This window comes from Treponema vincentii (assembly GCF_018336815.1).
GTDB lineage: Bacteria > Spirochaetota > Spirochaetia > Treponematales > Treponemataceae > Treponema.
In genome coordinates this window covers 616903-643097 of the sequence record NZ_CP050497.1, presented here as the reverse complement: position 1 = coordinate 643097, position 26195 = coordinate 616903, and the positions used below count along the sequence as shown (strand labels likewise).

Sequence of the window (26195 nt, the reverse complement as noted above, 5' to 3'; positions counted from 1 at the left end):
GGCGCGAGTACAAATTAACCGCAGGCACGCTAAAGAATGAACGTCGGTGTTCATTCTTTAGCTGCGAGTTCGCAGTGCGAACTCGATTCTGCTTGGAACCACCGCCATCCATGGCGCTGTTGAACAGTGTCCTTCCGTGTACACTGTTCAACGTCGAGTTTGCGGGGCAAACTCGCTGCTGCTTAATTTCACGGACATCCGTGTCCGTTCTAAAACTACAAGGCGCGAGCAAAAATAAAGCGGAGACGTACTTTTTGTACGTCGAGCATTTATTTTTGCGCAGCAACGCCGTAGATGCCTCGCCCACGAATGTACATCCGTGTACATTCGTGGGCTACGAGTTTGCAAGCAAACTCGCTTCTGTATGGAACCACCGACGTCCTTGTCGGTTCTGAAAAGCCTTTCACTGTTAGCTTTTTTGAAAATAGGTGGAGCAGATGCTAGGAGCGTACAAAAAACACCCGCAGGCGTACTTTTTGTACGTCGAGGACTGTTTTTTGTTAAGCGACAACGCAGATGCCCGCCTATTTTCAAAAAAAAGGTTTTGAAAATTTTACACTTATATAGTATAATATGCAGTCGTACGGATATTTAACTTCTACCGCTCAAAGAGCACAGTTAAAGTTAAATACCGACTTATTTTGAGGAGGCAGATATCTATGAACTATGTTTCAAAAGTATCTCACAAAGTTGTATTGGCTGTACTGGCATGCAGCCTTTTGGTTCTTGCAAGCTGCGGAGAAAAAAGCACCGCAACGCTCAACAAGGATAAGCCGCTCGTATTCTTTAACCGGCAGCCGTCCGATCCGACAACCGGTGAAATCGATATGACGACGATGAACTGGAACGACAAGACCTACTATGTCGGTTTTGACGCTGCAGGCGGGGGAGCCGTTCAGGGGGCGTTGATTGTGGAGTTCCTTGCCAAGGCTGACGCTTCGATCGACCGCAATGGCGACGGCGTGTTAGGCTATGTACTGTGCATCGGCGACGTCGGGCATAACGATTCCAAGGCGAGAACCGAAGGTATCAGGCGAGCGCTCGGCACATGGGCAGGTTCCACCGATCCGGGAGCAGTTCAGGAAGGTTCAATCACCATCGCAGGAAAGACCTTAAAAGTCGTAGAGCTTGAAGGAAAAGCAATGACCGGAACCGACGGTTCCACATGGAATGCAAACGCCGCAACCGAAGCAATGGGCGGCTGGGCAACCAAATTTGCAGATCAGATCGACATGGTTGTTTCCAACAACGACGGTATGGCAATGGGCTGTTTACAGGCTTCAAACTATCCGGCAGGCGTTCCGATTTTCGGTTATGATGCAAACGCAGACGCGATCGAAGCAATCGGAAACGGCAAACTTTCGGGAACCGTTTCTCAGAACGTAGACGCACAGGCAACTGCGACACTGCAAGTATTACGCAACTTGCTCGACGGTTTAACAGGAGAGGACGTATACACCAAGGGTATCTCCGTTGCCGACAAATACGGTAATAAGATCACTGCGCCCGTACAGTACTGGGCAGACGTAAAAGCCGTTATGGCGGAAAACTCAGGCGTAAATGCCGAAAACTGGCAGAACTACTCCGGCGGCAGCCGCGACACGGGCATCAAGCAGACACAGGCCGATAAGAAAAAGGTATTGTTGACAATCTACAACTCTGCCGATAACTTCCTTTCTTCTTCGTATGTTCCGGCACTGAAATACTACGCTCCGCTTTTGAACATCGATCTGACAATCGTACAGGGCGACGGACAAAACGAGTCCAGCTGCTTGGATCGCTTTACCAACCTGAACAACTTTGACGCATTCGCAGTCAATATGGTAAAGACCAACTCCGGCGCAGACTACACCGGCAAGCTGAAGTATTAAATAGGAAACTCCTGACATCCTGTCAGTAGCGGCACGGATGCCATCGTTCAGAAATGAACGTCCGTGTTCATTTCTGAACTTCGAGTTTTTCTGATGAAAAACTCGATTCTGTATAGAACCACTGACATCCTGTCAGAAAAGCGATGTTTTTGCCGAATGGTAAAACTTGTCGTCCAGATTTTGACATGGATGTCAAAATCTGGACAGCGGTAGGGATAGAAGCGGTATCCTTTTTAGCGCCGGTGTATTGCAACGGCAGCCTTCGACGCGAGGAGAAGCGCTGCGGGATTTTGCAGAAGCGCTAAAAAGATACAAGCGAATAGCCCGACCTGCTTCAAACGGCAGACCTCGTTTGCCGTTTGAAGCAGGGAACGCCCAAAATAATAGTAAAGATTAATAAATATATAGAAGAAAAAAGTTGTTGAATGTACTGCACTGGGGGCTTTGCGCTCCGAAACTGAAAAAAACCATGTAAGGAATAGCTATGGAAGACACGGTACTTGAAATTAAAAATCTTTCAAAGTCTTTTGCTAAAAACAAGGTGTTGGAAAATATCAGTTTGACGGTGAAAAGAGGGGCGGTTGTCGGACTGATGGGAGAAAACGGCGCCGGAAAATCGACGATGATGAAGTGTCTGTTCGGGATTTATGCGAAGGACGAAGGACGCTTTTTCCTTGAGAATAAATTGATCGATTTTAAGTCTCCCAAGGATGCGCTGGAAAACGGTGTGGCGATGGTGCATCAGGAGCTGAACCAATGCCTTGACCGTACTGTGATGGATAACCTCTTTTTAGGAAGGTATCCTGTCCGGTTCGGCGCGGTGAATGAAGTGAAGATGCAAAAGGATGCGGATGCGCTGTTTGCGTCTCTTAAAATGAATGTGAATGCACGCACGATTATGCGTACGATGTCCGTTTCGCAGCGGCAGATGGTAGAGATTGCGAAGGCTGTTTCGTATAACGCGAAGGTTATCGTGCTGGATGAGCCGACGTCTTCTTTGACGGAACCGGAAGTTATTAAACTGTTTTCTATTGTACGGTCGTTAAGCAAGAAGGGCGTATCGTTTGTATATATCTCTCATAAAATGGATGAGATTTTTCAGATATGCAGCGAGGTGGCGGTACTGCGCGACGGACGGCTGACGCTGGCAAAAAATATCAATGATACGAATATGAATGAATTGATCTCGGCGATGGTCGGGCGTTCATTGGAAAAGCGCTTCCCCGATGTGGATAATGAAGTTGGGGAGGATTATTTTGAGGTGCGGAATATTACGACCCGCTATGAACCTCAGCTAAAGGATATTTCTTTTACGGTAAAAAAGGGAGAAATTTTCGGGCTGTATGGGTTGGTTGGCGCGGGGCGGAGCGAGCTTTTGGAAAGTATCTTCGGTCTTCGCACTATTGCATCGGGCGAGATGCTCTTGGCCGGGAAAAAGCTCCATTTTTCCAATTCCAAGGATGCAATGGACTATAACTTTGCGCTGGTAACCGAGGAGCGGAAGTTCAACGGGATGTTCGGTAAAGCTACCATTAAATTTAATACCGTTATTGCGAACATTGAAACTTATAAAACATTCGGTGTGCTGTCAAACCGCAAAATGCAGGAGGCTGCCGACCGTGAAATAAAGACGATGCACACAAAGTGTGTTTCTGCGGATGAGCTGATTAGCGCGTTGAGCGGGGGGAATCAGCAGAAGGTGATTATCGGCAAATGGCTTGAACGCCAGCCCGACATTCTTTTGCTGGATGAACCGACCCGCGGTATCGACGTCGGGGCAAAGTACGAAATTTATCAGCTTATTATCAATATGGCGAAAGCGGGAAAGACGATTATCGTTGTTTCGAGTGAGATGCCGGAAATTTTAGGCATTACGAACCGCATTGCCGTTATGTCGAACTACCGCCTTGCCGGTATTGTCGATACCGCTACCACCGATCAGGAAGCGCTGCTGCGACTTTCCGCTCGGTACCTATGATGCATAGCCTATAACGAGGTAACTCTAAAAACTCAGATTGGATTTTTAGAACCACCTACCATTGAATATAATTGAACACGGAAATTGACCGGAGGATAGGATGAAAGATACACCCGAAAATAGCACACAGTACACGTTCTCGCAGGAACAAATTGCGCAGGCAGATACGGCAAAGCTCTTGGAGGAAGATGCCGTTCTTGCCGAGTATACGGAGCGGCTCGACGCATTGCGCAAAAACGGAGTGAACAAGGTTTCCGCATTGACGCAGGAGATTACCGCCGTACGCAAAAATAAATTGATAAGCGCCGAGGAAAAGAACACCCGGATTGCAGCCTATCGTAAAGAGATTGAAGAGGCTAAGACCGTTGCGGCGCGGTATAAGGATGAAGAAAAAGAGCTGACGCATAAGGCGATACAGCGGGTGAATGCGCTTTCCGATGCTTTTGAGCAGGAAGTAAAAAAGAATGAAAATGCAAAGGCGGCGCGGTATAAGCAGGAATATGCGGAGAAGGTGCAAAGCATTACGGAGGCAGCAGAGAAAAAGAAGCAGGAGATTACCGCCGCTTTTGCGGGGAAAAACTCCGAAGAAGAACGGCGGGAAGCGCAGCAGGAATTGACCGCTGCGAACAATGCGTTTAAGTCTGCGCTTTTCGATGCGAAAAATCAGTATCAGACGGCATTGTGGAAGTGCAAAAATGCAAAGCATCAGGTGTATGTCGATCGGGTACAGAAAAATATCCATCTGCGCAACAGTAAAACCGATTTTGCCGAGGACTTTAAACTCGGCTTAAAGGATTACGCCTATAAGTTTACTCCCGCGCAGTTCTTTTTGGCAAACGGATTGTACATTGCGATTGTAATCTTCTTTGTGGTGTGTATTATCGTTGCGCCGCTGTCGGGCAGCGGGAATCTCTTGAGCCTTGCAAATATCCTGACGATTTTGGAACAATCTTCGGTGCGTATGTTCTACGCGCTGGGCGTTGCGGGAATTATTTTGCTGGCCGGTACGGACTTGAGCGTCGGGCGCATGGTCGCGATGGGCGCGGTTGTTACCGGTTTAATTCTCCATCCGGGAACGAACATCGTAACGTTCTTCGGTATGGGGCCGTGGGATTTTACCGCGCTGGCGATGCCGATACGGGTAGTGCTTTCCCTCGGAATTTCCATCATTTTCTGTGTGATATTCAGCGCCTTTGCGGGCTTCTTTTCGGCATGGCTGAAAATTCATCCCTTTATTTCGACGCTCGCGACGCAGCTGATTATCTACGGTCTTTTATTCTTCGGGACGAGCGGTACGCCGGTCGGTTCCATCGATGCCGGTATTAAGGACTTTTTCGGCGGCCGGTGGGAGCTTGGTGTTGTGGGCGGCGAATTGGTAACCTTCCCCAAGTTGATTATCCCTGCGGTTATCGCTATCGCGATTGCGTGGTTTATCTGGAATAAGACCGTACTCGGCAAGAACATGTATGCGGTAGGCGGCAATGCCGAAGCCGCAAGCGTGAGCGGCATCAGCGTATTCAAGGTAACGATGAGCGTGTTTATCATGGCGGGTATTTTCTACGGCTTCGGAGCATTTTTCGAGGCGTTTAAAGCGAATGCCAGCGCAGGTACCGGACAGGGTTATGAGCTGGACGCCATCGCTGCCTGCGTAGTCGGCGGTATTTCGTTTAACGGAGGTATCGGTAAGCTTGAAGGCGCGGTGCTCGGTGTTATCATCTTTACCGGTTTAACGTACTGCTTAACCTTCCTCGGCATCGACACCAACTTACAGTTCGTGTTTAAAGGCTTTATCATCATCGCCGCCGTCGCCCTCGACAGCGTGAAGTATTTGAAGAAGAAGTAAAACACAGGGAAATCGTACCAGACGCTTATATTGATATTCCCGCAGAATAATGAGGCTGTTCAACCAGAGTTGAACCTCTTCGCGGTTCAAATGGTCTCACAGCCTCATTATTCTGCGTTCTTGCTTTATTTGTCTGGTACGATTTCCCTTTTTTTGAAATAAAAGTGCACGAAATTTTCCTAAAATTTCGTGCGAAAGGAAGATAAACACATCATCTTTTTTCTAATATCTGCTGTTTTTTATGGCTATTACTATCGGTGTTTTTTCGCTTGCATAAGCAGAGAAAGCAGGGTATTCTTCTTATATGACTGCACATAAACGCCTCGGCATTTTAACATCGGGGGGCGATGCTCCCGGATTAAACGCTGCTATCAGAGCTTTAGCTCGGACAGCGATGAACCGTTACGGAATGGAAGTGGTCGGTATTGAGCAAGGATACCGCGGCCTCATCGAAAATAAGTACCATATATTGACTGAGCAAGATCTTTCCGGCATCCTCGCGCGCGGGGGGACTATTTTGGGGGCTTCCCGTGAAAAACCGTTTAAAGACCGCGGCTGGCGTAATGCGGACGGCAGCGGGGCGGTGGATTGTATCAAAAAAAATTACAAAGACTTACGGTTAGACTGTCTTGCCGTTCTCGGCGGCAATGGGTCGCAGACTACTGCCGATATGCTCGTAAACGAAGGCTTAAACATCATCGGTATTCCGAAAACCATCGACAATGATATTGTGCATAATGATATGAGCTTCGGATTTCACACCGCGCTTGATATTGCAACGGATGCGATCGATCGGCTGCATACGACAGCGGCAAGTCATAACCGAATTATGGTGATAGAAATTATGGGGCATAAGGCGGGATGGCTTGCACTCTACGCGGGTATTGCCGGGGGTAGTGATGTTATTATCATCCCCGAAATCCCCTACCGGATTGAAGCAATAGCCGAGCACTTGCTGGAACGCCGTAAAAAAGGAAAACATTTTTCAGTTGTTGCAGTTGCCGAAGGCGCCATATCGTTTAGCGAAAAGGATATGAACAAAAAAGCGTTAAAAGAATCGCGCAAATCTATGGTCGGTTCAATCGGATATCGGGTTGCAGGGGAGATAGAAGCGGCTACCGGCGCCGATGCGCGGGTTACGGTGCTCGGTTATTTGCAGAGAGGTGGTACTCCTTCAGGCTATGACCGCATATTGGCAACACGCTTTGGCGCCGTTGCGGCTGAGTTTGCCGCCGAGGAACGGTACGGCGTTATGACAGCTCTGCAACAGGGGGGTATCACTGCCGTACCGCTCAGTAAGGTCGCCGATAAGGTCAAAAAAGTACCGGAAGATCACCCGATGATTCGCGCTGCGTGGGATGTCGGCACCTGTTTTGCCGGTTAACCGACCGGCGCAGCTTTCTAACCTAATGACAGGTGGAAAGCGCACACCGTTTTACCCGTCAACGGCTCGTCGGCTATGCGATTAACCGCCGAGACAGCCTTTTTTAATTTCAAAATGGCTAAAGCTCATCGTAAAAGAGGCTCGGCCCTGCGTAACGGAGCGTAAATCGGTGGAAAAGCCGAAGAGTTTTGCCATCGGCGCTTGTGCATGAACAACATCGATATTCGGCTTTGAATCCATACCGAGTACTATGCCGCCGCGCTGCGTCATCTGGCTCATCGCATCTCCAACAAATTCCTTAGGACAGAGAATATCGACATTCATTACCGGCTCAAGCAGTTCGGGGGCGGCTTTTCGGCACGCCTCATCAAAACCCATCGCAGCGGCGGCTTCAAACGCAAAGGTTGTCGCAGTCAGCTCGTCGTATTCGGCATCGATGAGGGTTACGCCGATGTCTACGCACGGATAGCCGTATTGAATCCCCGAATTAAAGGCGCCGCGAATCGCGTGCTCCACCGCCTCGATAATATCTTCAGGCAGGGAATGCGCCTGCGGAGTGCCGCCCGTCGAAACCTTAACCGTGTTCTTAAAGCTGTTTCCCGAACCTCGTTCAAGCGGTTCTACACGGAGCGTAAGCTGTGCTGTCTGTTCTTTACCGGCAAGTACCTTGCTGAATCGCTCGGTATGTTCCGCCGTTTGAGTAATGGACTCGCGATAGGTTACCTGCGGCTTACCGATACGGGCTTCCACCTTAAAGTCCTGCAGCATACGGGTTGTAAGAACGTCCAAGTGTAGCTCCCCCATACCGGAGATAATCAGCTGTCCCGTTTCCGCATCCTCACGGCTTATAAAAGTAGGATCCTCCCGTGATAGAATCGCGAGCGTTTCTTTGAGTTTATCGCTTTCCGAAAGGCTTTTCGGCTCGATAGCTACGGAGATAACCGGTTCGGGGAACTGCATAGATTCAAGGAGTATCGGCATCCCCTCGCTGCCGAGCGTGTCGCCCGTTTGTGCTAATTTGAGCCCGACAAATACGGCAATATCGCCCGCTTCCACACTGTCCATCGGTTCGGATTTATTGGAGTGCATCCGCAGGATACGGCCGATCCGCTCACGCTTTTTTTTGCCGACATTATATACCTGATCGCCTGCCTTTATTTTTCCCGAATACATGCGAACATAGCAAAGTGCGCCCGCTTCCCGGTCATACTGAATCTTAAAGACCAAGCCGAGCGGCACGCCATCGCTTTTGCAGGGAACGGAAACAGGCGTTCCTTTTTTCAGCTGAATCCCCTCGGCAGGCGCAACTTCATCGGGTGCTGGAAGATAGTCCACGATTGCGTCGATGAGCGGCTGAATACCGATATTGCGCCGCGAAGCTCCGCATAAAAACGGAATATACTGCCGTTTAAGTACCGCGGTACGGATTTCTTTTTTGATAAGTTCTGCCGGAATGGGTTCTCCTTCAAGCATCAACTCCGTTACCGTATCGGAATAGGCGGAAACAACATCCAGCATTTTTTCGCGGTATTTTTCCGCCTCCGCACGGTATTGGGCGGAAAGCGGGCTGCGGGTAAATTTTTCCCCTTCCGTTTCCGCATCCCAGCGGATTTCTTCCATTGTAATCAGGTCGATAACACCTTCAAAACTTTCCGCACTGCCGATAGGAATTTCAAGCGGCATTACCGTGCAGCCGAATTTCTCTTTAACATCTTCCATCGCCGCAAAAAAATCGGCGCCGATTCTGTCCATCTTGTTCACAAAACAGATGCGCGGTACATTGTAATGATCCGCCTGCCGCCACACTGTTTCCGTCTGCGGTTGCACCCAACCTACTGCACAGAGTACGGCAACCGCGCCGTCGAGCACACGCAGCGAGCGCTCTACCTCAGCGGTAAAGTCAACGTGCCCGGGCGTGTCGATAATGTTGATTTGATGATCACGCCAATAGGTTGTCGTTGCAGCGCTCTGAATGGTGATACCCCTGTCTTGTTCTTGCTGCATCCAATCCATTGCCGCAGCTCCGTCATCAATTTCTCCAATACGGTGAATTTTTCCGGTATAAAAAAGAATACGTTCGGTTGTTGTTGTTTTTCCGGCATCGATATGCGCCATGATGCCGATATTTCGCATAGTGTTAAGCACGTGCTGCTCCTTTTTAATCAGTGACAGTCGGTTATTTGATCCATCGTTGTGTCATAAAATACAACTTTATTTCTTCCCGTCTGTTTTGCACGATAGAGTGCACAGTCCGCTTTATGGATCATTTGTTCAAAAGTGTCTTTTTCGGTAGGTTCCCCCGCAAAAACTCCGATACTGATAGTTGTTTGTCCTACCATTTCTTTGGCATGCCGCTCATGCATCGTTTCCACTGTTTTTCGGATTCCTTCCGCAATATGCATTGCCTTTTCGGGAAGCAAGTTATACAACACAATCAAAAATTCTTCGCCACCGTATCGACCGATTAAGTCTGTTTCCGTCCGGATGCGCTTCTTTAAATCCGTTCCGATTAAACGCAACAGTTCATCGCCTGCCTGATGACCGAAGCAGTCGTTATAATTTTTAAACAAGTCGATATCAAACATCATAACCGCTATCGAAACATTATGCTCTACCGCCATTTGCCATATCTTTAAGCCGATCATATCGATATACCGGCGGTTCCCAATGCCGGTTAAGTGGTCGAGCAAGGAAAGCTCTTTAAGGGTAAAGTTGTCTTGAATCAATACCAGCTGTTTTTCCTCAAGCAGGTCTGCATACCGCTGCAGCCAATATAGCTTATGAATCTTGTAAGCCAAGAAGATAATAATGGCTATAATTACTATATAGAACCAAATCATAACGGGTGAGATGAGAAAACTTTGTCGTATGGTGAACGAGACTCTGTCTTGTACGACACTCCGATCCTCTGCCGCATTTTTTACTAAAAACGTATACGATCCGGGGGGCAGATGTGTATATTGTACATAATTTCGATCGGATGCAACAATCCAGTCTTTATCAAAGCCGACTAATTTATAGGCGTAGACCGGTTTCTTGCGTCGGGAAGAATAGGGTGCAGCAAATGAAATTTTAATATCATTTGTTTTGTAATCAAATATGAACGGCTGCTTTTTTGTATAGAGATTAACCGACTGTCCGTCTACCGTAAGTCCCCGTATCTTAATAGGTATAAATTGGAGACGGGATGCATAGAGTTTTGCTTGAGAGATTTTTAATATGCCTTTATTGGTGCCGAAGAAAAACATCCCCTTATTTTTTAAAGCGATGGGGGGGCAAGAAAAATAACCGTATTGGTGTATGTTCGTGATATTATACGCTTGGGCTGTTTGATGGGCTGTATCGAATAAATTTAAATATTTGAGTCCCGCTATCCATAAAAAGTCGTCATCTGCATCGGTTATACCGATAATCTGATTGGAGGAGAGTCCGATATCCTTTGTATAGGTACGGAAAAGTTCTGTTTTTGGGTCAAACCGGCAAATACCGCCATCGTTTGTACCGAACCATAGATATCCCTTTGAATCTTCACAAAAAGAATCGACACGGTTGGCGGAAATACCGGTCGGTTTATTTACATCATATAAATACGAAATAAAATCCTGTGTTTCGGGGACGTACCGGCATAGACCTTTGTTTGTACCGATCCACAACGTACCGCGACTGTCTCGGTTGATAAAAAAGATAATGTCATTACTTAACGAACGCGGGGCATCGGAATGACGGTACTGTGCTAGAATACCGTTTTCGGGAGAAAAATGGATAAGCCCTGCGCCATACGTGCCTATCCAGAGGGTATTATCTGAATCTTGATAGATAGACCGTATCAAAAAACTTGAAGCATCGGATATCCGGTTATTATATAATGAAATAGGCGTAAATGAAGCAGTGGTTGAATCAAAGAAAAACAGACCTTTGTTGGTACCGACCCATGCTTCCGTATCGCTGGTGGCACTGATAGAATAAATGAGTGCGCCGTTCACTTGATTTTTGCCTACTATGAACGGGAACTCTTCCGCTTCCCACTGATAAAAACTATATCGAACGAGAATATTATTGGAGGCTGCCCAGAGATAGTTATTACTGGCGGTTAAACAAGCAATACTATCATCAAGATGCAATAATTTTTTTTTGCTTGCGTAAGATTCGGCATGGAGCGGTACTGCAATATCACCCGAAAGGCGGTTTAAATCCGCTATATTGAGTGCATCCGCCGTTCCGACAAACAGCATGTTATATTTATTTATAAAGAATGAATATACGACATTATTGGTTAAAGAGCCCTCCGGGTTTTGATTCGCTTTATATGGGGTTACTTCTTTTGTTTTTTTGTTGATGATGTATATTCCGCCGCCCCATGTCCCCACTGCAATGTATTCGTCGGTAAGAAAATTATTATAGAGCGTATATATCCGTGCATCCGGCAGCGAGTATACCTCATAGCTGTTGTCGCCGGGCGTAATCCGGACAAGCCCGATACCCCAGACGGAAAGCCAGTACACACCATCGCTATCTTCTATAAAGTGATACACGACACCGCTTTTTCCGGGGCACCCTTCGGGTATCAAGCTACACGGTTCAAAAGCTCCTTCCGATTCGTTGTATTGCCATACTCCGTTATATGTTGAGGCATAGATGATACCATGAGAGTCTTCGCTGATGGATCGGATAGTATTGTTCCCGATAAAAGAATGATATTGATGGTTATTAAAAGGTATAAAGTTTTTGCAACTTCCATCGCGGCAAAAGTATAATCCGTTGATTGTCCCTACCCATAGCTGCCGTTTTGAATCGCGAAAAATCGCTGTAATGACATCATCGCTGACAGGAAAATGTTTGAGTATTCCGCTTTTGGTATCGAAACGCTCTAATCCGCTGTATGTACCAAGCCAAAGTACATCATCAGTATCCATATAAATGGTTTGAATTTGACTTGAGCGCATAGTGGTATTGTCAAAGGGAAGGTGTTCGTATTTTTCGCAAGTAATTCCGTTATACTTAATGAGTCCCGAACGGGTAGCAAAATACAGACAATCTTGACTGTCTTCTGCAACACCGACAACTGCATTAAAGGGGAATAAAGCCGGTTCGGTATAAAATGAAAGCGGCGCCAAGTCCGTACAAAATACTAAGCCGGCCATTAAAAAAAGTATGCTAACGAATGTAATAAAATATTTCACGCCTACTCGCACGCTCCTTTTACAGAGGAACAATCCTAACATGAGATGGCACTATATTCATCTCGTTGCAACTTATTGGAATACATATTCCAAGAAACAGTTATTAAACAGTTATTAAACAGTTATTAAATATGAGAACATTGCTTAATGAGATGTGTTTTCGGCAGCTGTTCCTTCGGAAGATTGAAGAGTAGTTTCGGTATCCTCCGCATTGTCGGTTCCATTAGCATCGGATGATGCCTCTTTCCACCATTCTGTTGCCGTTTCTGCCTGCTGTATTTGAGCATCCTGCTGTAAACCGGAATCCCCCGGACTCTTGTTTAACCATGCAAGGAAGAACGTAACAACAAAAAAGAGCGTTATCAGTGTATACGTTGCTCTTGTCAATATGTTGCCGGAACGTGAGCCGAAAGCGGAATTCGATCCGCCTGAAAAAAGACCGCCTAAGCTGTCTCCTTCTTCATTCTGCAATAACACCAGTCCGACAATCAAAAACGCAACTATAATAAAAAACACCAATAATGCGATACTTATTCCGCTCATAAATACTCCAGATTTAGTAAATTATCCTTCATTATATAAATAATTACAGGGTTATGCAAGCATTATTTCTTTTTGATGACATCAAATCCGCAGTAGGGTACCAATGCTTCAGGTATTTTGATGCTGCCGTCCTTCTGCTGATAGTTTTCGATAATAGCAACAAGCGCACGGGACACAGCAATCGCCGTACCGTTCAGCATGTGCACGTATTTGTTTTTCCCGTCATCGTCTTTAAACCGTACATTAAGGCGGCGTGCCTGATAGTCGGTACAATTCGATGTGGAGGTAACCTCACCCCACTCTCCGCCGTTGCGCCCGGGCATCCATGCTTCCAAGTCCCATTTACGGTAGGCGGGAGCGCCGAGGTCTCCGGTGCAGGTATCGACAACACGGAACGCAATGCCTAAACCGGTGAATATTTCTTCTTCGATAAGGCGGAGTTTTTCGTGGATTGCATCGGATTCTTCGGGGGTGCAGTATACGAACATTTCCAGCTTGGTAAATTGGTGTACGCGGTACAATCCCTTCGAGAACTGACCTGCCGCTCCCGCTTCGCGCCGGAAACAGTGCGAAAGACCGCAATACATCAACGGGAGCTTTGCTTTTTCAAGGATTTCGTCCGCGTGGTATCCGCCGAGCGTAATTTCCGCCGTGGCGACAAGGCAGGTGCCTTCGTCTTCTATAGTATAGACATTCGATTCGCTTCCGCGCGGATTAAAGCCGATACCGCGAAGGATTTCTTCTTTTGCAACGTCAGGGGTAATAAATGGAGTAAACCCGTGCTTGCGCAGAATATTCAAACCGTACAGCACCAGCGCCTGCTCCAAAAACACCGCCTCGTTTTTAAGATAGTAGAATTTTACGCCGGAAACCTTGGTTGCAGCATCGAAGTCGATTAAATCGAGCGCTTCCGCCAGTTGTACGTGATCTTTCGGCTCAAAATCAAACTGAGGAACGGTACCGACCTGTTTTACTTCGCAGTTTTCCGTATCTTCCTTGCCGATTGGAGCATCAGGATGTGCCATATTCGGGATCTGCATCATCGCTGCCTCAAGTGCCGCTTCTTTTTCTTTTAAAGCTGCTTCGGCAGCCGCGATTTCGGCTTTAATCGCCTTGCCCGTTTCGATGAGCGCATTGCGTTCTGCGACATCCTTTGCTTTTTTCATTGCAAGGGAGTTTTCGTTTCGTTTTGCCTGAAGCCCTTGCAATGCAGTTGTCATTTCAGTCCGTTCGTCAAAGAGGCGGACGGCAGCCTCTGCATCGGCATGCATAGCGCGGTTAATAATATTTTGTTTAACCGCTTCCAAATTATTTTTGATAAATCGATAGTCAAGCATAGTTGATATTGTATGAAGTTATTGTGCTTTATGCAAGCGTTTTCTTATTTTTCAATTTTATACTGCGGATTTGTTTCATAAAAATCTGCGGGTAGAATATCCATCAGTATAATGTTGTGATATTCCATATTCCTGATTAAGCCGTCACGGATTTCTCCTATTTTTTTAAAGCCGACTTTTTCGTAGCAGGCAATGGCACGTTGATTAAAGTCATACACTCGTAACAGAATATTATGCAGGTTGAGCTTTTTAAAAGCGTAATCCAGCAGCAGCGACAGCGCTTCTCGCCCGTATCCCTTACCCCAATAGCTCTTATTGCCGATGAAGATACCGATTTCCGCCGTCCGGTGAAGGTGATTGATATCGATAAAGCCGACATTGCCGAGCAGCTCATTAGTCTCTTTGTCGATGATGCCGTAATTGTGATCTTGAGCGAGTTTTTTTAGAAGCTCCCTTTCCCCATCGACGGGAATAATCGATGAAATTAATTGCAGATTTTCGGTGACTTCTACGTCGTTCAGCCAAACGGCATACTGTTCGGCATCTTCGATATTGAGCGGCGAAAGGTAGCATTGGGTGCCTACTAGTTTTTTTATGTACATACTAGTCTCCTTTTCTCCGTTTGAAAATATACGGCGCATCTACTTCGTTGCTGCGCACAAATTAATCCTCAACGTATCATAGATACGCCTGCGGTTAATTTGTGCTCGCGCCTCGTATCTGCATCGTCTATTTTCAAACGGCTTACGGAAAGTTTATTTTCAGAAGCGCTTATTTATCCGTGCCACTGCTGAAAATCCTCAACGTATCATAGTCATATTCGGCTGCTAACATTCGCTTAATCTGCAAATGGGCATAGTCCCGTTTGTCAGCATTGAAGCGGATGTTAGACAATTTATGCATATGCGTGCATTTTTATTGTTTCAAATTCTCGGGAATGATTATTGGGCATCTCTAAAAACTTGGTTAGATTTTTAGAGATGCCCGACGAGTATTTTTGATAAGTCTTTACATCGTTATGACTTATCAAAAAACATCGCAAAAAATCTAAGGAAAACCTCTAAAAAACTGAGGTTTTTAGAGGTTCCCAATTGTTTTCTTCTTCTAAATCATACAGATTCTGAAGATTGAGCCAGAATTCTGCTGTCGTCCCAAAGAATTTTGAAAATCTGATAGCGGTATCCGCAGTAATTGAACGCTTCCCGTGAATTATCTCTGAGATTCTTGTTTCAGGAACATTGATTTCTTTTGCCAGACGATATGCAGAAATGTTCATCGCATCTAAAAAATCTTCTTTAAGAATTTCCCCTGGATGAATATTGGGTAATTTTTCATCTTCATCAGTGATAATCTGTGATTCTAACGTTTTCTGCACCTCCATTTTCAAACTTAAATACAATTCTCCATTACACATTATCCATTGTTTACCTATCACCGATTGATTACTGCGCACTTCTAAAGCTTTTCGATTTCTTCAACAGAAAGACCTGTTCCTTCGGCTATTTTAGCAATGTCGATTCCAAGGCGCTTAAATGCTACGGCCGTTTCACGCTTTGTTTGGTATGAGCCTTCTGAAAAGCCTCGCTCAATACCTTGTTCAATTCCTTGTTCAATGCCTTGCTCAATGCCTTCAGCAAAGGCGATTTCATGTTCTTCGGCTCGCTGTACTGCAATATCTGTTTCATAATCATATTCGGCTATTAACAATATTTATTACCTCCTCTTTCGCAAATATGCGGGCATCTGCGTTGTCACTACGCCGAAATAAATGCTCAACGTATACCCGATACGTCTCCGCTTTATTTCGGCTAAGTTCCTAGCATCTGCTCCGCCTATTTGCAAAAGGCGGTTCAGGACCGTCATGGATGCCGCTACTGAACATCCTCAACGTATCAGAACGGACACGGATGTCCGTGGTGTAAGTCAGCAACGAGTTTAGACGTAAGGCTAAACTCGCAGTTAAAAAATATACACGGATGTATATTTTTTAACGTGCATGCGGTACTTTTTTGCCTAACTCCTTAGCGAAACGCATATATACGACCCAATTAGTTAATCGCTGCTACCTCTTCTTGCGAGAGTCCGGTCATCTTTGTAATCATACCAATATCAAAAGCTTCAAGCTTCATCAGTTTTGCTGTTTCGAGCGCTTTTTGGCGGGAACCTTGGGATATTCCTTGAGATATTCCTTGAGATATTCCTTGAGCAAAGGCTATTTTGCCTGCTTCTTCCCGCTGCACTGCTATATCCGTATCATAATCATATTCCGCTATTAACATGTTGATTACCTCCCGTGCTTTTCTTTGTAAATATTCTTTTAGGATCCCTTTTTCTATACATATCTTTACCGCATTAGTAAAGCCGTTTTCAGGGTCGAGTTGTGTTTGGATTCTCACTTCTTCTACAAAAAGGCTGTATTCGTCGAGCGTTTTACACGTCTTGAGTATTTCGCCACCTTTATCTTTATTTATATTCAGTACCCGTACTGTCAGCTCCAGTGGTGCCTGTTCAGGTTTTGTAATAAAAGCATCGGATAGTTTGAGCGTTATCGTTTCCGGATAATCTTCTATGCCATTGTAAAATACATAGAACTCAGGTGTCGGTATTTTTGATAGTGTTCTTAAATACCTGTCGGTTGGTTTTTGCAGTTTTTCATACAGTCTTGCGATGTATTGTAAAAAGCGTAAGGGCATATTCTCGTTTATTGTCGATTGATGTTCTGCCAATACAATAATCTTATCGTCTACAAGGCAGGAAACATCATTAACAATGTTCATGTACATTATATTATCAAGCCTTATATTTTCTACAGGACAGGAAAGCGGTAAATTAGTATGATGCAAAGCATTATAGAGTGATAAAAAGTTTTCTTTAGCCTTTTCATCTTCACTGAATAGGTCAACGAATACCGAATCTTTATACTTTCTGTTTGCCGTACTCATAGCGGTTTCCCTCACTTATTGCAGTATAGCATAACTTACTCGGATGTTCAAAGAGATCGAATAGGGGAAGAGTTTTCTTTTTTTCGATAAAAAGAAAACTCTTCCCCTCTGACCCCATAATCCACAATTACCCATTACCCATTACCAATTATCTTAAATGTCTTCCCCGAATCCGAATTTACCCATTTTTTGCACCTTCCAGTGCTTTATGTTTTTTGCGTCCTCAAAGGCTTTTTTAAGGCTTGCAGGCTGGGTGAAGTCGGTACAGTTGCCTTCGGCAACGTTTGTCTTCTTAATGTAAAGTATAGCCTTTGCCCCGTCGCTTTCTTCCCATTTCGGCAAATCGTTAAAGATTTTTATGAACGCATCGGCATTAAGCTTATTTTTGAAGCATTCCAGCGTTTTCAAAGAGGTGCAGCCTTGCACGTTGAGGGTGCTAAGCTGATTGGTGTGGCAGACAAGCTCTTGCAAAGCAGTTAAGCCTGACACATCAAGGTCGGCAAGCTGATTGCCTCGGCAGTAAAACTTTTGCAATGCGGTTAAGCCGTGTACATTAAGCTCAGGTATCTGATTGGTTCTGCAGTCAAGCTCTTTCAAGACAACGCAGTCTGATACGTTAAGAGTCTTGAGCTTATTGTACTGGCAGTTAAGCTCTTGCAATTCGGTTAAGCCGTGCACATTGAGGGTGGCGAGATAATCGTTGTCATTGCAGATAAGCTCTTGCAATTCAGTTAAGCCGTGCACGTTAAGGGCGGTAAGCTGATTGACGTTGCAGTCCAGCTTTTGCAATTTGGTTAAGCCTTGCACATCAAGGGCAGTAAGCATATTGCTGTTGCAGTAAAGCTCTTGCAATGCAGTTAAGCCTTGCACGTCAAACTCAGTAATAAAATTGAACTGGCAGTTAAGCTTTTGCAATGCGGTACAGCCTGAGACGTCAAGGGCGATGAGCGGTCTGTTACCGCCTACATTTTCATCACCCCTACAGTCAAGCTCGATGATGTCTCCTATGAGGACAAGTTTTCTCTCTGGGTTTGTTACAGTCAGTGTGGTTTCCGCCTCGTTTGCAAGCTCATTCACGGTGCAGCCTTCCACAGTTATGGGTTTGCCGTCAGCCGTCTTTGCCTTCACTTTGACGGTGTTTTTGCCTGCCTCAAGGGTGAGGAGGGCTTTTTTTAGCTCAAAGCTTACGGTGATTGTTGCAGGCTGGGTTACAGTAAGCGTGTATTCTGTGTTTGTGCCTGCTTCGGCGATGACCTCTTCGCCGAGCTTCCACTCTTTTATCCTATAGCCTGCGGCTGGCGTTGCGGTAAAGGTTACGGTTTTGCCGTGCTCGACCTTGTCGCCCGAGTTGATTTCGGTTTCGCCGACCGTTGCTTTAAGCGTGCCTCCGGCGCCGTCTACGCTAAAGGTGATTGCATAAACCGGTGCCCACTGTGCGGTGTATTCGGCATTAGCAGCAGGAAAGAGAAACGGTGTAGGCGGTTCGGGATTCCATCCTTTAAAAACAGAATCCGTTTTAACGGGAGCGGGGACTGTCAAGGCTGTTCCGTATTTGCCTGTTTTTATGATATCGGCCGTATTGCCGCTGACATTGCCGCCTGCAAGTTTAAGGGTTACGTTCACCGTATTGCGCTCGTAATAGAGTTCTACGACGGTGCTGTTGCCGGCGGCTATCGTACCTTCTGTCTGTACGGTGCCGTTTACTTTGGTAAGGGTAGGCTGATATGTAAAACCCTCGTAGGTCTTCGCCGTGTATGAAGCCTCGCCGTCCACAGTGCCGTTTAAGGTCTCGCTTTCCGTCGGTTCTGCAGGGTAGCCGCCTTCTATTTTTTCCCGATAGTGTTTTACCGTATACGAAGCTCCGCCTGCAAGAAAGCTTACCTTAACGGTTAGCGCTTTTGTTACGGTGCAGGTATAAGTGTTTGATGTACTGCCTGTAACAGCGGATCCGTCTGCCTTCCACTCTTTTACCGTATAGCCTGCATCCGGCGTTGCCGTAAAGGTTACGGTTTTATTCGCTTCTACTTCGTTACCGCTCTTTATTTCCGTTTCACCTATCTTTGCGGTAAGGGTACCCCCCCCCCCCGTCTACGTTAAAGGTTACCTTGTACTTGGTCGTTACCGTTTGCACCGTCGGCTGTTTACAAGCGGTAAAAGCCATCGCTGCAAGCGTAAAAAATGCAGCTATGATGAGCGCCGCGGCTCCTCTCAAGGTGCGCGCCTTTTTGCCGATTCTACACTTTGTCATATAAACCTCCTATATTCAATGTGTAATGGGTAATGTGTAATTCATAATTACTCATTACCAATTACCAATTACGCATTATTAAAACAATTATGATAGAAAAAATCTTCTTAATAAAGCAATTTTAATGAAAAAAGAACTCCGGTTGCTTAAAAAGAACCATGATTACAGTAAAAGGGGAGTGAGGGGAGAACGCTGCCTGATGGCAAATTTTGGCAAAGCCACAATATCGCTGCTGACAGGATGTCAGTGCTTCTCCGCAGAATCGAGTTTGTTCCACAAACTCGAAATTAAAAAATGTACACGGATGTACATTTTTTAATGATGCCGTCCGTGGCTGCCTCGTTAACCGATACGTTTGCCGTTCGGCAAACGTCACAGATTGTATGCCGTTTCTCACTAATGTTACGAAACGGCGTAATGCAACAGTTTCCAAAGTGCAAACTTTGTTCAACTGTTGCATTTTAAAGAACGCTCTGCGTCGAGGGGTGTTGATTTTTTACCGTGCGCCCGGAATCTTTACGACGATGTTTGCAAGCTCCGGTTTCTTTTCAAGGTCTTTTTTTAAGCCTTCTGCGCGAGCTTTGTTGACATAGTCGGGTGACTGGAATGAATAGGTGAACTTGGTATGCACGTCGTAGGTTCCCTTCATCAATGCATACGCGTCTTCCGTCATAACGAGCTCTTCGTCGGTGGGGATAACGAATATCTTTACCGGCGAGTCATCAGCGCTGATGCAGGTTTCCGCGTTGCGGGTGCGGGCAAGCGCGTTCTTCTTGGGATCAATCTTGATACCGAGATGAGTTAAGCCTTCGCAGACGGCGAGCCGGGTGTCAAAGCCGAATTCTCCGACACCGGCGGTGAAGACGATTGCATCCGGTTTTTGACCAAGCGCGGCGATATAGGCGCCGAAGTATTTTTGCAAGCGATATACTTCCATATTAAAGGCGAGCCGTGCCCGTTTATCGCCTTCTTCCATTGCCTTAGAAACATCGCGGCGGTCAACATATTGTCCGGTAACGCCGAGCAAGCCTGATTTTTTGTTCAAGGCAGTATCCATTTCCGCCGGTGTCATGCCGGTTTTCCGCATAATATAGAAAGGAAGCGCCGGGTCGCAGTCGCCGGAGCGGGTACCCATGACCAGGCCTTCCAAGGGGGTTAGTCCCATCGAGGTATCGAAACACTTGCCCTGCTTAACGCAGCACATCGATGCGCCGTTCCCGATATGCGCAATGACGATATTGGTATCCTCCGGCTTTTTCCCGAGAATGACGGCGGCGCGCTTGGCCGTGTAGAGGAAGCTGGTGCCGTGGAAGCCGTAACGGCGGGCGGAATATTTTTCGTACCATTCGTGGGGGATGGCGTACATAAAGCTTGTTTCGGGCATCGTCTGATGCCACGCCGTGTCAATAACCGCACAGTGCGGAACATTCGGCAGTACTTTCTGAGCAGCTTCGATACCCATAATATTGGCGGGGTTATGCAGCGGCCCTAAGTCCTGTACTTCACGGAACGTGTTAAGGATTTCGGGGGTTACGATAACCGACTTGATAAACTTATCTCCGCCGTGGGTTACGCGGTGCCCGACAGCCTTAATCACATTCATGTCGGTGATAACACCTACGGATGAATCTGTCAGGGTTTTAATGATAAGCTCAACCGCATGGGTATGGGTTGGGCAGGGGCTTTCCAGCACATACTTGTCTTTTCCCTTTGCTTCGTGGGTAATAACGCTGCCGGGCTGGGTTACCCGCTCTACAACACCCGATGCAAGGACGCTTTTATTGTCCCAATCATACACCTGATACTTTACCGAAGAACTGCCGCAGTTCAATGTCAAAATAACCATGAAAAAACTCCTGTTTATTGATAATAAATGTAGAATACCGATAGACTTTCTCTCTTTAAAGAGCTCCTATCATCTATGAGTGTTCAGTATATAGCGAAATCGGGGAAATGTCAAAAAGGAAGCCTGCCACTTGGAATATTTCAGATGCAGGAGCTTTCCTCCAGTGTTCGTATGGAGTGAATTTCGCAAACAGAATGCATATAAGCCGTAAATGCGCTCCTCGCTTTAATCAGCACTTCCTTAGATGTATAATTCATTTTCTTGCAAAAATAGAGTTTTTTAAATCATCTACATGATCGCGTCTTTGGTATAGCATTCTGAATAGATCTATTACTGCTTGCTGATAGGCTGGTCACATAACGGGCGGCGGATAAGCTGCATTTGCGCCTTTGCTGTCGCGAAGCGTAAGACAAAGTTGGCGAGAAAGTTGCGGTGCCGTATAGACACAGCAAGCAACTTTCGTGACAAAACAAATGTCAGTATTGAAGAGGGGTGTTATGCTATTCTTCAATATATAATTTGTCACGTTCAATATAAAATATCTTTCCATTAGAATCTAACTCTCTTATATTTTCGATTGTACTTTCAATATTAGCTTTTATAGAATTATTATACCTGTCCCGAGTTATTTCTCTAATACCTGTAATTATTGATTTTATTTCAATTACTTGTTGTTGCATTTTTATATTTGAAGCATTTTTTAATTGATGAATTATAATATCAATTTTGTAGTCTAACTGTTTTACTGTGTTTAAAAAGAGAACATCATCATCTGTATTTAATACAGACTTTATATCTTCAGCATTTTTTTCTGTAATACTTGAAGACAAGAAAAGAACAATCAATTTTAAACAACTTCGAGTTTCATATGCAAGTTTCAAGAAATCTTTATTTCTTCCCAATTCATTTCTAAGTGAACCATCTGCTATTTTATTTCTTTCTAACAATATTTTTAATTCATTTATTTTTGAATTTAATCTATTTTCAAAATAATAGATTTGTGAAGTTAGATTGTTTATTGTTGTAATTATATTTGAAATAATAGAATTTCTATAAGTCTCTAATTCTAAGATTATAGTCTAATCATTTTTTATTTCTTGCAGAAATATTGTTGAAGAAAAAATCAAAGCTTCTTGTGTTGTATCAATCTGATGCTGGACTTCTTCGATATTTTCCGTAAGAGCTTTTATCGATTGATTGATTTGAGCCATAAAATATTGACCGGTAATCATTGAAACCACTGAAAAAACTGCTAACGGAGATACTAAATTTGATAATGATTGCAATCCCTCTTGTCCAACAATTCTACCAGAGCCATCAATTATACTAGTTGTATTTAAGCCAGCATTTGTTCCATTTTTAATTTCCATTAATGTTCCTGTAACGCCTTTAGGAAAAATAACTTTGTAAGATTTTGATAACTGCTCTGCTGTAATCATATTGGGAATTTGATTAATAAGCATATTTGCAGAACCTATTTCTTTTCGATTCTTGCGTTCTTCAGTATCAGGTAAAACTTGGATAGTAGGAAGTTGGTAAGTATTATTTCCGATCATTTCCATATTTCTATTTTTCCTCGGCATATTCTTCGTCTAATATTTTCGAATTCTGTTTCCATGTTTTATACTTATCCAAATCACCTTTTACAAATGGAATACATAATCCTAAAATAAAAATATCATCAAGCCATCCAATTACAGGGATAATATCTAAAATTAAATCAATTGGGGATAAAATATACAAAAGTGTACATATTATTGCAGCAATAGCACCTACAGGAACTTCTTTATATTTTCCAGAAAAAACATCTTTCAACATTTCAAAGAAAAGTGGTATATAATCAGCATATTCTCCAAAATTTCCTTTTTTTACTTTTTCTTTAATCTTTTCTTCATTTTTAAATACTTTTTCAAAATCATTATCTGTATATTGATATGATTTAAATCCTTCAAATTTTTCACTTGCTTTAACTTTTTTCTTTTCATCAAATTTTTCAGACACAAATTCTTCCATATATTACTGCAACGCATTCAGGCGTGTGAGCATAACAGGCGGCGGATAAGCTGCAAGAAGCGAGAAGGCCGTAAGGCTTTTGAGCTTCGCCGTCAGCTTAATTTGCGTGTTGGACGGCGCTGTGCGCTTGACGACGGGCGGATGTTCCACCGCCCGTTGAACCTGCATTGCCGTGCCCGTATAGGGTTTGGCGTGGAAATTGCATAAAAGAAGCGTAGCCGCTTTAGCGGCGCAGCGACACAAGCAATTTACATGACAAAGGCTTTTGTCAGTGTTGAAGCGGGTGTTAGAACGTTTCTATATCCCATTTATTTTCATTAATAATATCTATATCAATATATTTTTTATAATTCCAAAAATCCTTATCTAAAGAAAGTATAGAAAAGTTATTATTCACTGCTACGCTACAAATTAAATAATCAATATGAGAACCTTGTAACCCATGTTTCCGGCAAAGATTAAAATATTCAGCAGCTGTCTCATAATCCTTTGTTGTTATTTCAAAGTCTGAAAATGTTTCAAGCCTCTGCCTCAGAACTATAAAGGTATTTAAATCAGAAATGCCGCTTAAAATTTCTTGACGTATCGGGCCAAGCATTATCACACATCCATTTCGTATCAGATTGATCAAATACAATTCAAGATTTTTGTCTTTTTGACAAAGCTCTCTTTTTCTGAGAATCAATGACCACACCGATGTATCTACAAGTATAAAATTCATCTGCTTCTCATTTTTTTGTAATCATAGTCTGAATCATATTCTATCTGGCCAAACATTTGTATCAGTTCTTCCGATTGCCGCCTTTGGATAAACTCCTTTAAGGCTGTATTCACTGTTTCTTTCTTTGAATGGTAACCGCCTATCTTATAGGCCGTTTCGAGAAGTGTTTCGCTTATTGCAAGATTCGTAGCCATACTAAACCTCCACACATATATTATACACATAATAGTGTGTAATCGCAAGGAAAATACAGTATAGTATCTTTTACGGTAAGTTGTAAAATAAAATGCCCAAAAAAGGAGAAAAAAAACGGTTCACCTGAACCGAAAAACCATTATAATGAGTTTGTGAAACAAGATAATAGGAGGAACAGATGAACCGTCTTGATAGTAGTACAAAAAGAAGAACGCGGACATACTTGAGCGAAAGAGAGCGCTACAGTATTGAACTCTTATTAAAAGAAGAGTTCAAGCCAAAACAAATAGCTAGAGACCTTACAGCGGGATAGAAGAACTATTGAGCGGGAAATAAAAAAAGGCACCGTCTGCAAACGTATTGAAAATACATACCTCAGCCGCAACCCTCAGGTACCCGATTATCTTGAAAAAGTCTTTTATTCTGCAAAAAGAGGACAAGAATATGCTGAGCGCAAGAAACTATGGAAAGGACGTGACTTAAAGATTAAAGGCGATCAGGCACTGTTGAAGCATTTAGAGAAGCGTATTGCAGACGATAAGTTCTCTCCAGATGCGGCTATAGGAGAAATAAAAGCGCAGAGGCTGACCTTTTCAGTGAGCATTTGCACTGGGAAATGGATGCAAGTGGTAGGTAAAGGCAAAGCTTGTCTGCAAGTCCTTACCGAACGGGTAACAAGGAAAGAACTGATAGTTAAGATACCCAATAAGAAACCGGAAACGATTGTCAAAACAATCGATATATTAGAAAAGCAGTATAAAGAACGCTCGTATCAGCGGATAGCATAAAATCCTTTTTGGGGCAATACCTCTTGCAATTTATATTTCATATTTTTTACTACTCGTGAATAAAGACATCTCTATGACCGTCCGAAGGACTTATAACTCTTTGATTCTCTGAACAAGTTTTGAAATCTGCTTAACCTGCATTTGTGCCTTTGCCGTCGCGCAAAGCGGCGGCAAAGTTGGCGCGAAAGTTGCATAAAAAGGGAGCCAGAGGCGACCGCCCAAGCAAGTTTCGTGACAAAACAAATGTCAGCGTTGAAGGGGGTGTTAGAACGCTTCTACTTTATCAACCCGCCATGAAAATAACATTCATAAACTTCTTTTCCGCAGAAACTTATTATTTCTTTCCCTTGAAACCAATCAAAATTCCCATTTATAGAACATTTATATTCATAACTACCGTCTTCATATTTTTCCGGACCTCTAAACGGTTTTTCAAAAGGAACATTCAATAATGCTTCCTTCAAAAAATCTACATTAAAATTTTCTCCAGTCACACGTCCAATATAATTCATGCTCCAATACGGATTATCTGCAATCCAAAGAGCTTCTTCTCCGGCAAATTTTTCCCCGCCAAGATAGGTATCATAATACATAAAATTATTTTCACGATATACTAAGTCATGTGATTTTTCTCTTGAAGAAACCGTTTCAGATCCTTTTCCTGCATACGTTTTCTGTTTAGCTTTTATTAAAAACTCAATTAGTTTCTTGTCCATTTTATTCCTCAATCGGTGTAAAGTCGCTATTTTTAAATCAAAGTCTCTTCATCCCTCCGTGAATATAAAATTCGTCTCACTTCCATTATATGATCAATTACCACATACCAAACCGTATAATTGCCTACATTAATCTTTCTATACGGATATTCGTGCGGAGGGTTTAATACTCCGGCGCTCTGCGCCGCAACTCAGGGTATTAAAGCCCGACTGCAACCATCTTATGAGAACAACATACCCCGATGCTCTGCGTCGGGGTTGTTGATTTGAGAACGGATATGAGAAAAAACTTCTTCATGCGAAAGACGAGCATTTGTTGATGCCGCTTGAGTATCCGCTTCATTAAGTTGGCTTTCAATAGTATGTGTAAGGCTTTCGTACAAATCAAGACTCATCACAACCATAGAGCCATAACCATTTTTTGTAAGGAATACAGGACTTCTGTTTGCTGAAACTATATTTTCTATTTCTGAAAATTTATTACGCAGATCTGAAACAGGTCTAATGTGCATCATACGAATCTCCATTATCAAGATAATATCATAATTTTATCATAATATCTAGGAATTTGTAGAAAAATGTCAGCAATA

The 26195-nt window shown here is 44.1% G+C and carries 23 protein-coding genes and 2 pseudogenes; 5 read left to right on the top strand and 20 right to left on the bottom strand.

Going from position 1 to position 26195, the window contains the following annotated elements:
* Positions 1–659: 659 nt before the first annotated feature.
* The 4 genes from GWP40_RS02955 to GWP40_RS02940 all read left to right on the top strand — a co-directional run bounded on the left by GWP40_RS02955 (position 660) and on the right by GWP40_RS02940 (position 7076).
* Positions 660–1871 carry a substrate-binding domain-containing protein gene (locus GWP40_RS02955; RefSeq protein WP_212565989.1) on the top strand — a complete coding sequence of 404 codons (1212 nt, stop codon included), beginning with the start codon at positions 660–662 and terminating at the stop codon, positions 1869–1871.
* A 484-nt stretch (positions 1872–2355) separates the two neighbouring features.
* Positions 2356–3849, top strand: a complete 1494-nt coding sequence (locus tag GWP40_RS02950) for a sugar ABC transporter ATP-binding protein (protein WP_212565988.1) — start codon at positions 2356–2358, stop codon at positions 3847–3849.
* A 100-nt stretch (positions 3850–3949) separates the two neighbouring features.
* A complete protein-coding gene (locus GWP40_RS02945; RefSeq protein WP_212565987.1) occupies positions 3950–5692 on the top strand; it encodes an ABC transporter permease subunit in 1743 nt (580 codons plus the stop codon).
* A gap of 304 nt (positions 5693–5996) precedes the next feature.
* Positions 5997–7076, top strand: a complete 1080-nt coding sequence (locus GWP40_RS02940; protein WP_212565986.1) for a 6-phosphofructokinase — start codon at positions 5997–5999, stop codon at positions 7074–7076.
* 81 nt (positions 7077–7157) lie between these two features.
* Here the strand turns inward: GWP40_RS02940 and fusA are convergent, their stop codons facing one another.
* The 18 genes and pseudogenes from fusA to GWP40_RS02855 all read right to left on the bottom strand — a co-directional run bounded on the left by fusA (position 7158) and on the right by GWP40_RS02855 (position 24100).
* Positions 7158–9221, bottom strand: coding sequence for an elongation factor G (fusA, locus tag GWP40_RS02935; protein ID WP_212565985.1), 2064 nt, complete (start codon positions 9219–9221; stop codon positions 7158–7160).
* A gap of 17 nt (positions 9222–9238) precedes the next feature.
* Positions 9239–12217, bottom strand: a complete 2979-nt coding sequence (locus tag GWP40_RS02930; protein ID WP_212565984.1) for a ligand-binding sensor domain-containing protein — start codon at positions 12215–12217, stop codon at positions 9239–9241.
* A gap of 183 nt (positions 12218–12400) precedes the next feature.
* Positions 12401–12799 (bottom strand): preprotein translocase subunit SecG, encoded by a 399-nt coding sequence (gene secG / locus GWP40_RS02925; RefSeq protein ID WP_212565983.1) that lies wholly within the window; start codon positions 12797–12799, stop codon positions 12401–12403.
* A 62-nt stretch (positions 12800–12861) separates the two neighbouring features.
* Positions 12862–14136, bottom strand: coding sequence for a serine--tRNA ligase (gene serS, locus GWP40_RS02920; protein ID WP_212565982.1), 1275 nt, complete (start codon positions 14134–14136; stop codon positions 12862–12864).
* A 44-nt stretch (positions 14137–14180) separates the two neighbouring features.
* Positions 14181–14738 carry a GNAT family N-acetyltransferase gene (locus GWP40_RS02915; RefSeq protein ID WP_212565981.1) on the bottom strand — a complete coding sequence of 186 codons (558 nt, stop codon included), beginning with the start codon at positions 14736–14738 and terminating at the stop codon, positions 14181–14183.
* Positions 14739–15196: 458 nt separating this feature from the next.
* A complete protein-coding gene (locus GWP40_RS02910) occupies positions 15197–15550 on the bottom strand; it encodes a HigA family addiction module antitoxin (protein ID WP_230974560.1) in 354 nt (117 codons plus the stop codon).
* A 41-nt stretch (positions 15551–15591) separates the two neighbouring features.
* Entirely contained in the window at positions 15592–15843 is a 252-nt protein-coding gene (locus tag GWP40_RS02905; protein ID WP_212565980.1) for a hypothetical protein, read from the bottom strand.
* Between the two features lie 341 nt (positions 15844–16184).
* Positions 16185–17078, bottom strand: a complete 894-nt coding sequence (locus tag GWP40_RS02900) for an Rpn family recombination-promoting nuclease/putative transposase (protein WP_212565979.1) — start codon at positions 17076–17078, stop codon at positions 16185–16187.
* Positions 17079–17231: 153 nt separating this feature from the next.
* Entirely contained in the window at positions 17232–18851 is a 1620-nt protein-coding gene (locus GWP40_RS02895) for an InlB B-repeat-containing protein (RefSeq protein WP_212565978.1), read from the bottom strand.
* Between the two features lie 156 nt (positions 18852–19007).
* Positions 19008–19121: pseudogene (locus GWP40_RS12620) on the bottom strand (InlB B-repeat-containing protein); the annotation flags it as partial.
* Between the two features lie 7 nt (positions 19122–19128).
* Complete coding sequence (locus tag GWP40_RS02890) at positions 19129–19326, bottom strand: hypothetical protein (RefSeq protein ID WP_212565977.1); 198 nt, start codon at positions 19324–19326, stop codon at positions 19129–19131.
* A gap of 496 nt (positions 19327–19822) precedes the next feature.
* Positions 19823–21172 (bottom strand): acetate kinase, encoded by a 1350-nt coding sequence (locus tag GWP40_RS02885; protein ID WP_212565976.1) that lies wholly within the window; start codon positions 21170–21172, stop codon positions 19823–19825.
* Between the two features lie 500 nt (positions 21173–21672).
* Positions 21673–22119: a hypothetical protein gene (locus GWP40_RS02880; RefSeq protein WP_212565975.1), complete on the bottom strand. Its 447-nt coding sequence runs from the start codon at positions 22117–22119 to the stop codon at positions 21673–21675.
* A 132-nt stretch (positions 22120–22251) separates the two neighbouring features.
* Positions 22252–22734, bottom strand: a complete 483-nt coding sequence (locus GWP40_RS02875) for a hypothetical protein (protein WP_212565974.1) — start codon at positions 22732–22734, stop codon at positions 22252–22254.
* 4 nt (positions 22735–22738) lie between these two features.
* Positions 22739–23185: a YkvA family protein gene (locus tag GWP40_RS12615; protein WP_230974559.1), complete on the bottom strand. Its 447-nt coding sequence runs from the start codon at positions 23183–23185 to the stop codon at positions 22739–22741.
* A gap of 3 nt (positions 23186–23188) precedes the next feature.
* Positions 23189–23353, bottom strand: a complete 165-nt coding sequence (locus GWP40_RS02865; RefSeq protein WP_212565973.1) for a hypothetical protein — start codon at positions 23351–23353, stop codon at positions 23189–23191.
* 118 nt (positions 23354–23471) lie between these two features.
* A complete protein-coding gene (vapC, locus tag GWP40_RS02860; RefSeq protein ID WP_212565972.1) occupies positions 23472–23906 on the bottom strand; it encodes a type II toxin-antitoxin system VapC family toxin in 435 nt (144 codons plus the stop codon).
* Positions 23903–24100 carry a type II toxin-antitoxin system VapB family antitoxin gene (locus tag GWP40_RS02855; protein WP_212565971.1) on the bottom strand — a complete coding sequence of 66 codons (198 nt, stop codon included), beginning with the start codon at positions 24098–24100 and terminating at the stop codon, positions 23903–23905. The genes vapC and GWP40_RS02855 overlap by 4 nt, the downstream gene beginning before the upstream one ends.
* Before the next feature lie 363 nt (positions 24101–24463).
* On the opposite strand from GWP40_RS02855, the pseudogene GWP40_RS12610 reads away from it, so the two are divergent.
* Positions 24464–24865 (top strand): annotated as a pseudogene (locus tag GWP40_RS12610) (hypothetical protein); the annotation flags it as partial.
* Positions 24866–25164: 299 nt separating this feature from the next.
* Here GWP40_RS12610 and GWP40_RS02845 read toward each other — a convergent pair.
* Both GWP40_RS02845 and GWP40_RS02840 read right to left on the bottom strand, forming a co-directional pair.
* Positions 25165–25605: a DUF5680 domain-containing protein gene (locus GWP40_RS02845; RefSeq protein WP_212565969.1), complete on the bottom strand. Its 441-nt coding sequence runs from the start codon at positions 25603–25605 to the stop codon at positions 25165–25167.
* Between the two features lie 221 nt (positions 25606–25826).
* A complete protein-coding gene (locus tag GWP40_RS02840) occupies positions 25827–26120 on the bottom strand; it encodes a type II toxin-antitoxin system Phd/YefM family antitoxin (RefSeq protein WP_212565968.1) in 294 nt (97 codons plus the stop codon).
* Positions 26121–26195 lie beyond the last annotated feature (75 nt).

Bases quoted from the DNA above. Each gene is read 5' to 3' on its own strand.
- GWP40_RS02955 (WP_212565989.1), top strand. From the start codon at position 660: ATGAACTATGTTTCAAAAGTATCTCACAAAGTTGTATTGGCTGTACTG.
- GWP40_RS02950 (WP_212565988.1), top strand. From the start codon at position 2,356: ATGGAAGACACGGTACTTGAAATTAAAAATCTTTCAAAGTCTTTTGCT.
- GWP40_RS02945 (WP_212565987.1), top strand. From the start codon at position 3,950: ATGAAAGATACACCCGAAAATAGCACACAGTACACGTTCTCGCAGGAA.
- GWP40_RS02940 (WP_212565986.1), top strand. From the start codon at position 5,997: ATGACTGCACATAAACGCCTCGGCATTTTAACATCGGGGGGCGATGCT.
- GWP40_RS02930 (WP_212565984.1), bottom strand. From the start codon at position 12,217: ATGGCCGGCTTAGTATTTTGTACGGACTTGGCGCCGCTTTCATTTTAT.
- secG (WP_212565983.1), bottom strand. From the start codon at position 12,799: ATGAGCGGAATAAGTATCGCATTATTGGTGTTTTTTATTATAGTTGCG.
- serS (WP_212565982.1), bottom strand. From the start codon at position 14,136: ATGCTTGACTATCGATTTATCAAAAATAATTTGGAAGCGGTTAAACAA.
- GWP40_RS02915 (WP_212565981.1), bottom strand. From the start codon at position 14,738: ATGTACATAAAAAAACTAGTAGGCACCCAATGCTACCTTTCGCCGCTC.
- GWP40_RS02910 (WP_230974560.1), bottom strand. From the start codon at position 15,550: ATGTGTAATGGAGAATTGTATTTAAGTTTGAAAATGGAGGTGCAGAAA.
- GWP40_RS02900 (WP_212565979.1), bottom strand. From the start codon at position 17,078: ATGAGTACGGCAAACAGAAAGTATAAAGATTCGGTATTCGTTGACCTA.
- GWP40_RS02890 (WP_212565977.1), bottom strand. From the start codon at position 19,326: ATGACAAAGTGTAGAATCGGCAAAAAGGCGCGCACCTTGAGAGGAGCC.
- GWP40_RS02885 (WP_212565976.1), bottom strand. From the start codon at position 21,172: ATGGTTATTTTGACATTGAACTGCGGCAGTTCTTCGGTAAAGTATCAG.
- GWP40_RS02875 (WP_212565974.1), bottom strand. From the start codon at position 22,734: ATGGAAATGATCGGAAATAATACTTACCAACTTCCTACTATCCAAGTT.
- GWP40_RS12615 (WP_230974559.1), bottom strand. From the start codon at position 23,185: ATGGAAGAATTTGTGTCTGAAAAATTTGATGAAAAGAAAAAAGTTAAA.
- GWP40_RS02865 (WP_212565973.1), bottom strand. From the start codon at position 23,353: ATGCAGGTTCAACGGGCGGTGGAACATCCGCCCGTCGTCAAGCGCACA.
- vapC (WP_212565972.1), bottom strand. From the start codon at position 23,906: ATGAATTTTATACTTGTAGATACATCGGTGTGGTCATTGATTCTCAGA.
- GWP40_RS02855 (WP_212565971.1), bottom strand. From the start codon at position 24,100: ATGGCTACGAATCTTGCAATAAGCGAAACACTTCTCGAAACGGCCTAT.
- GWP40_RS02845 (WP_212565969.1), bottom strand. From the start codon at position 25,605: ATGGACAAGAAACTAATTGAGTTTTTAATAAAAGCTAAACAGAAAACG.
- GWP40_RS02840 (WP_212565968.1), bottom strand. From the start codon at position 26,120: ATGATGCACATTAGACCTGTTTCAGATCTGCGTAATAAATTTTCAGAA.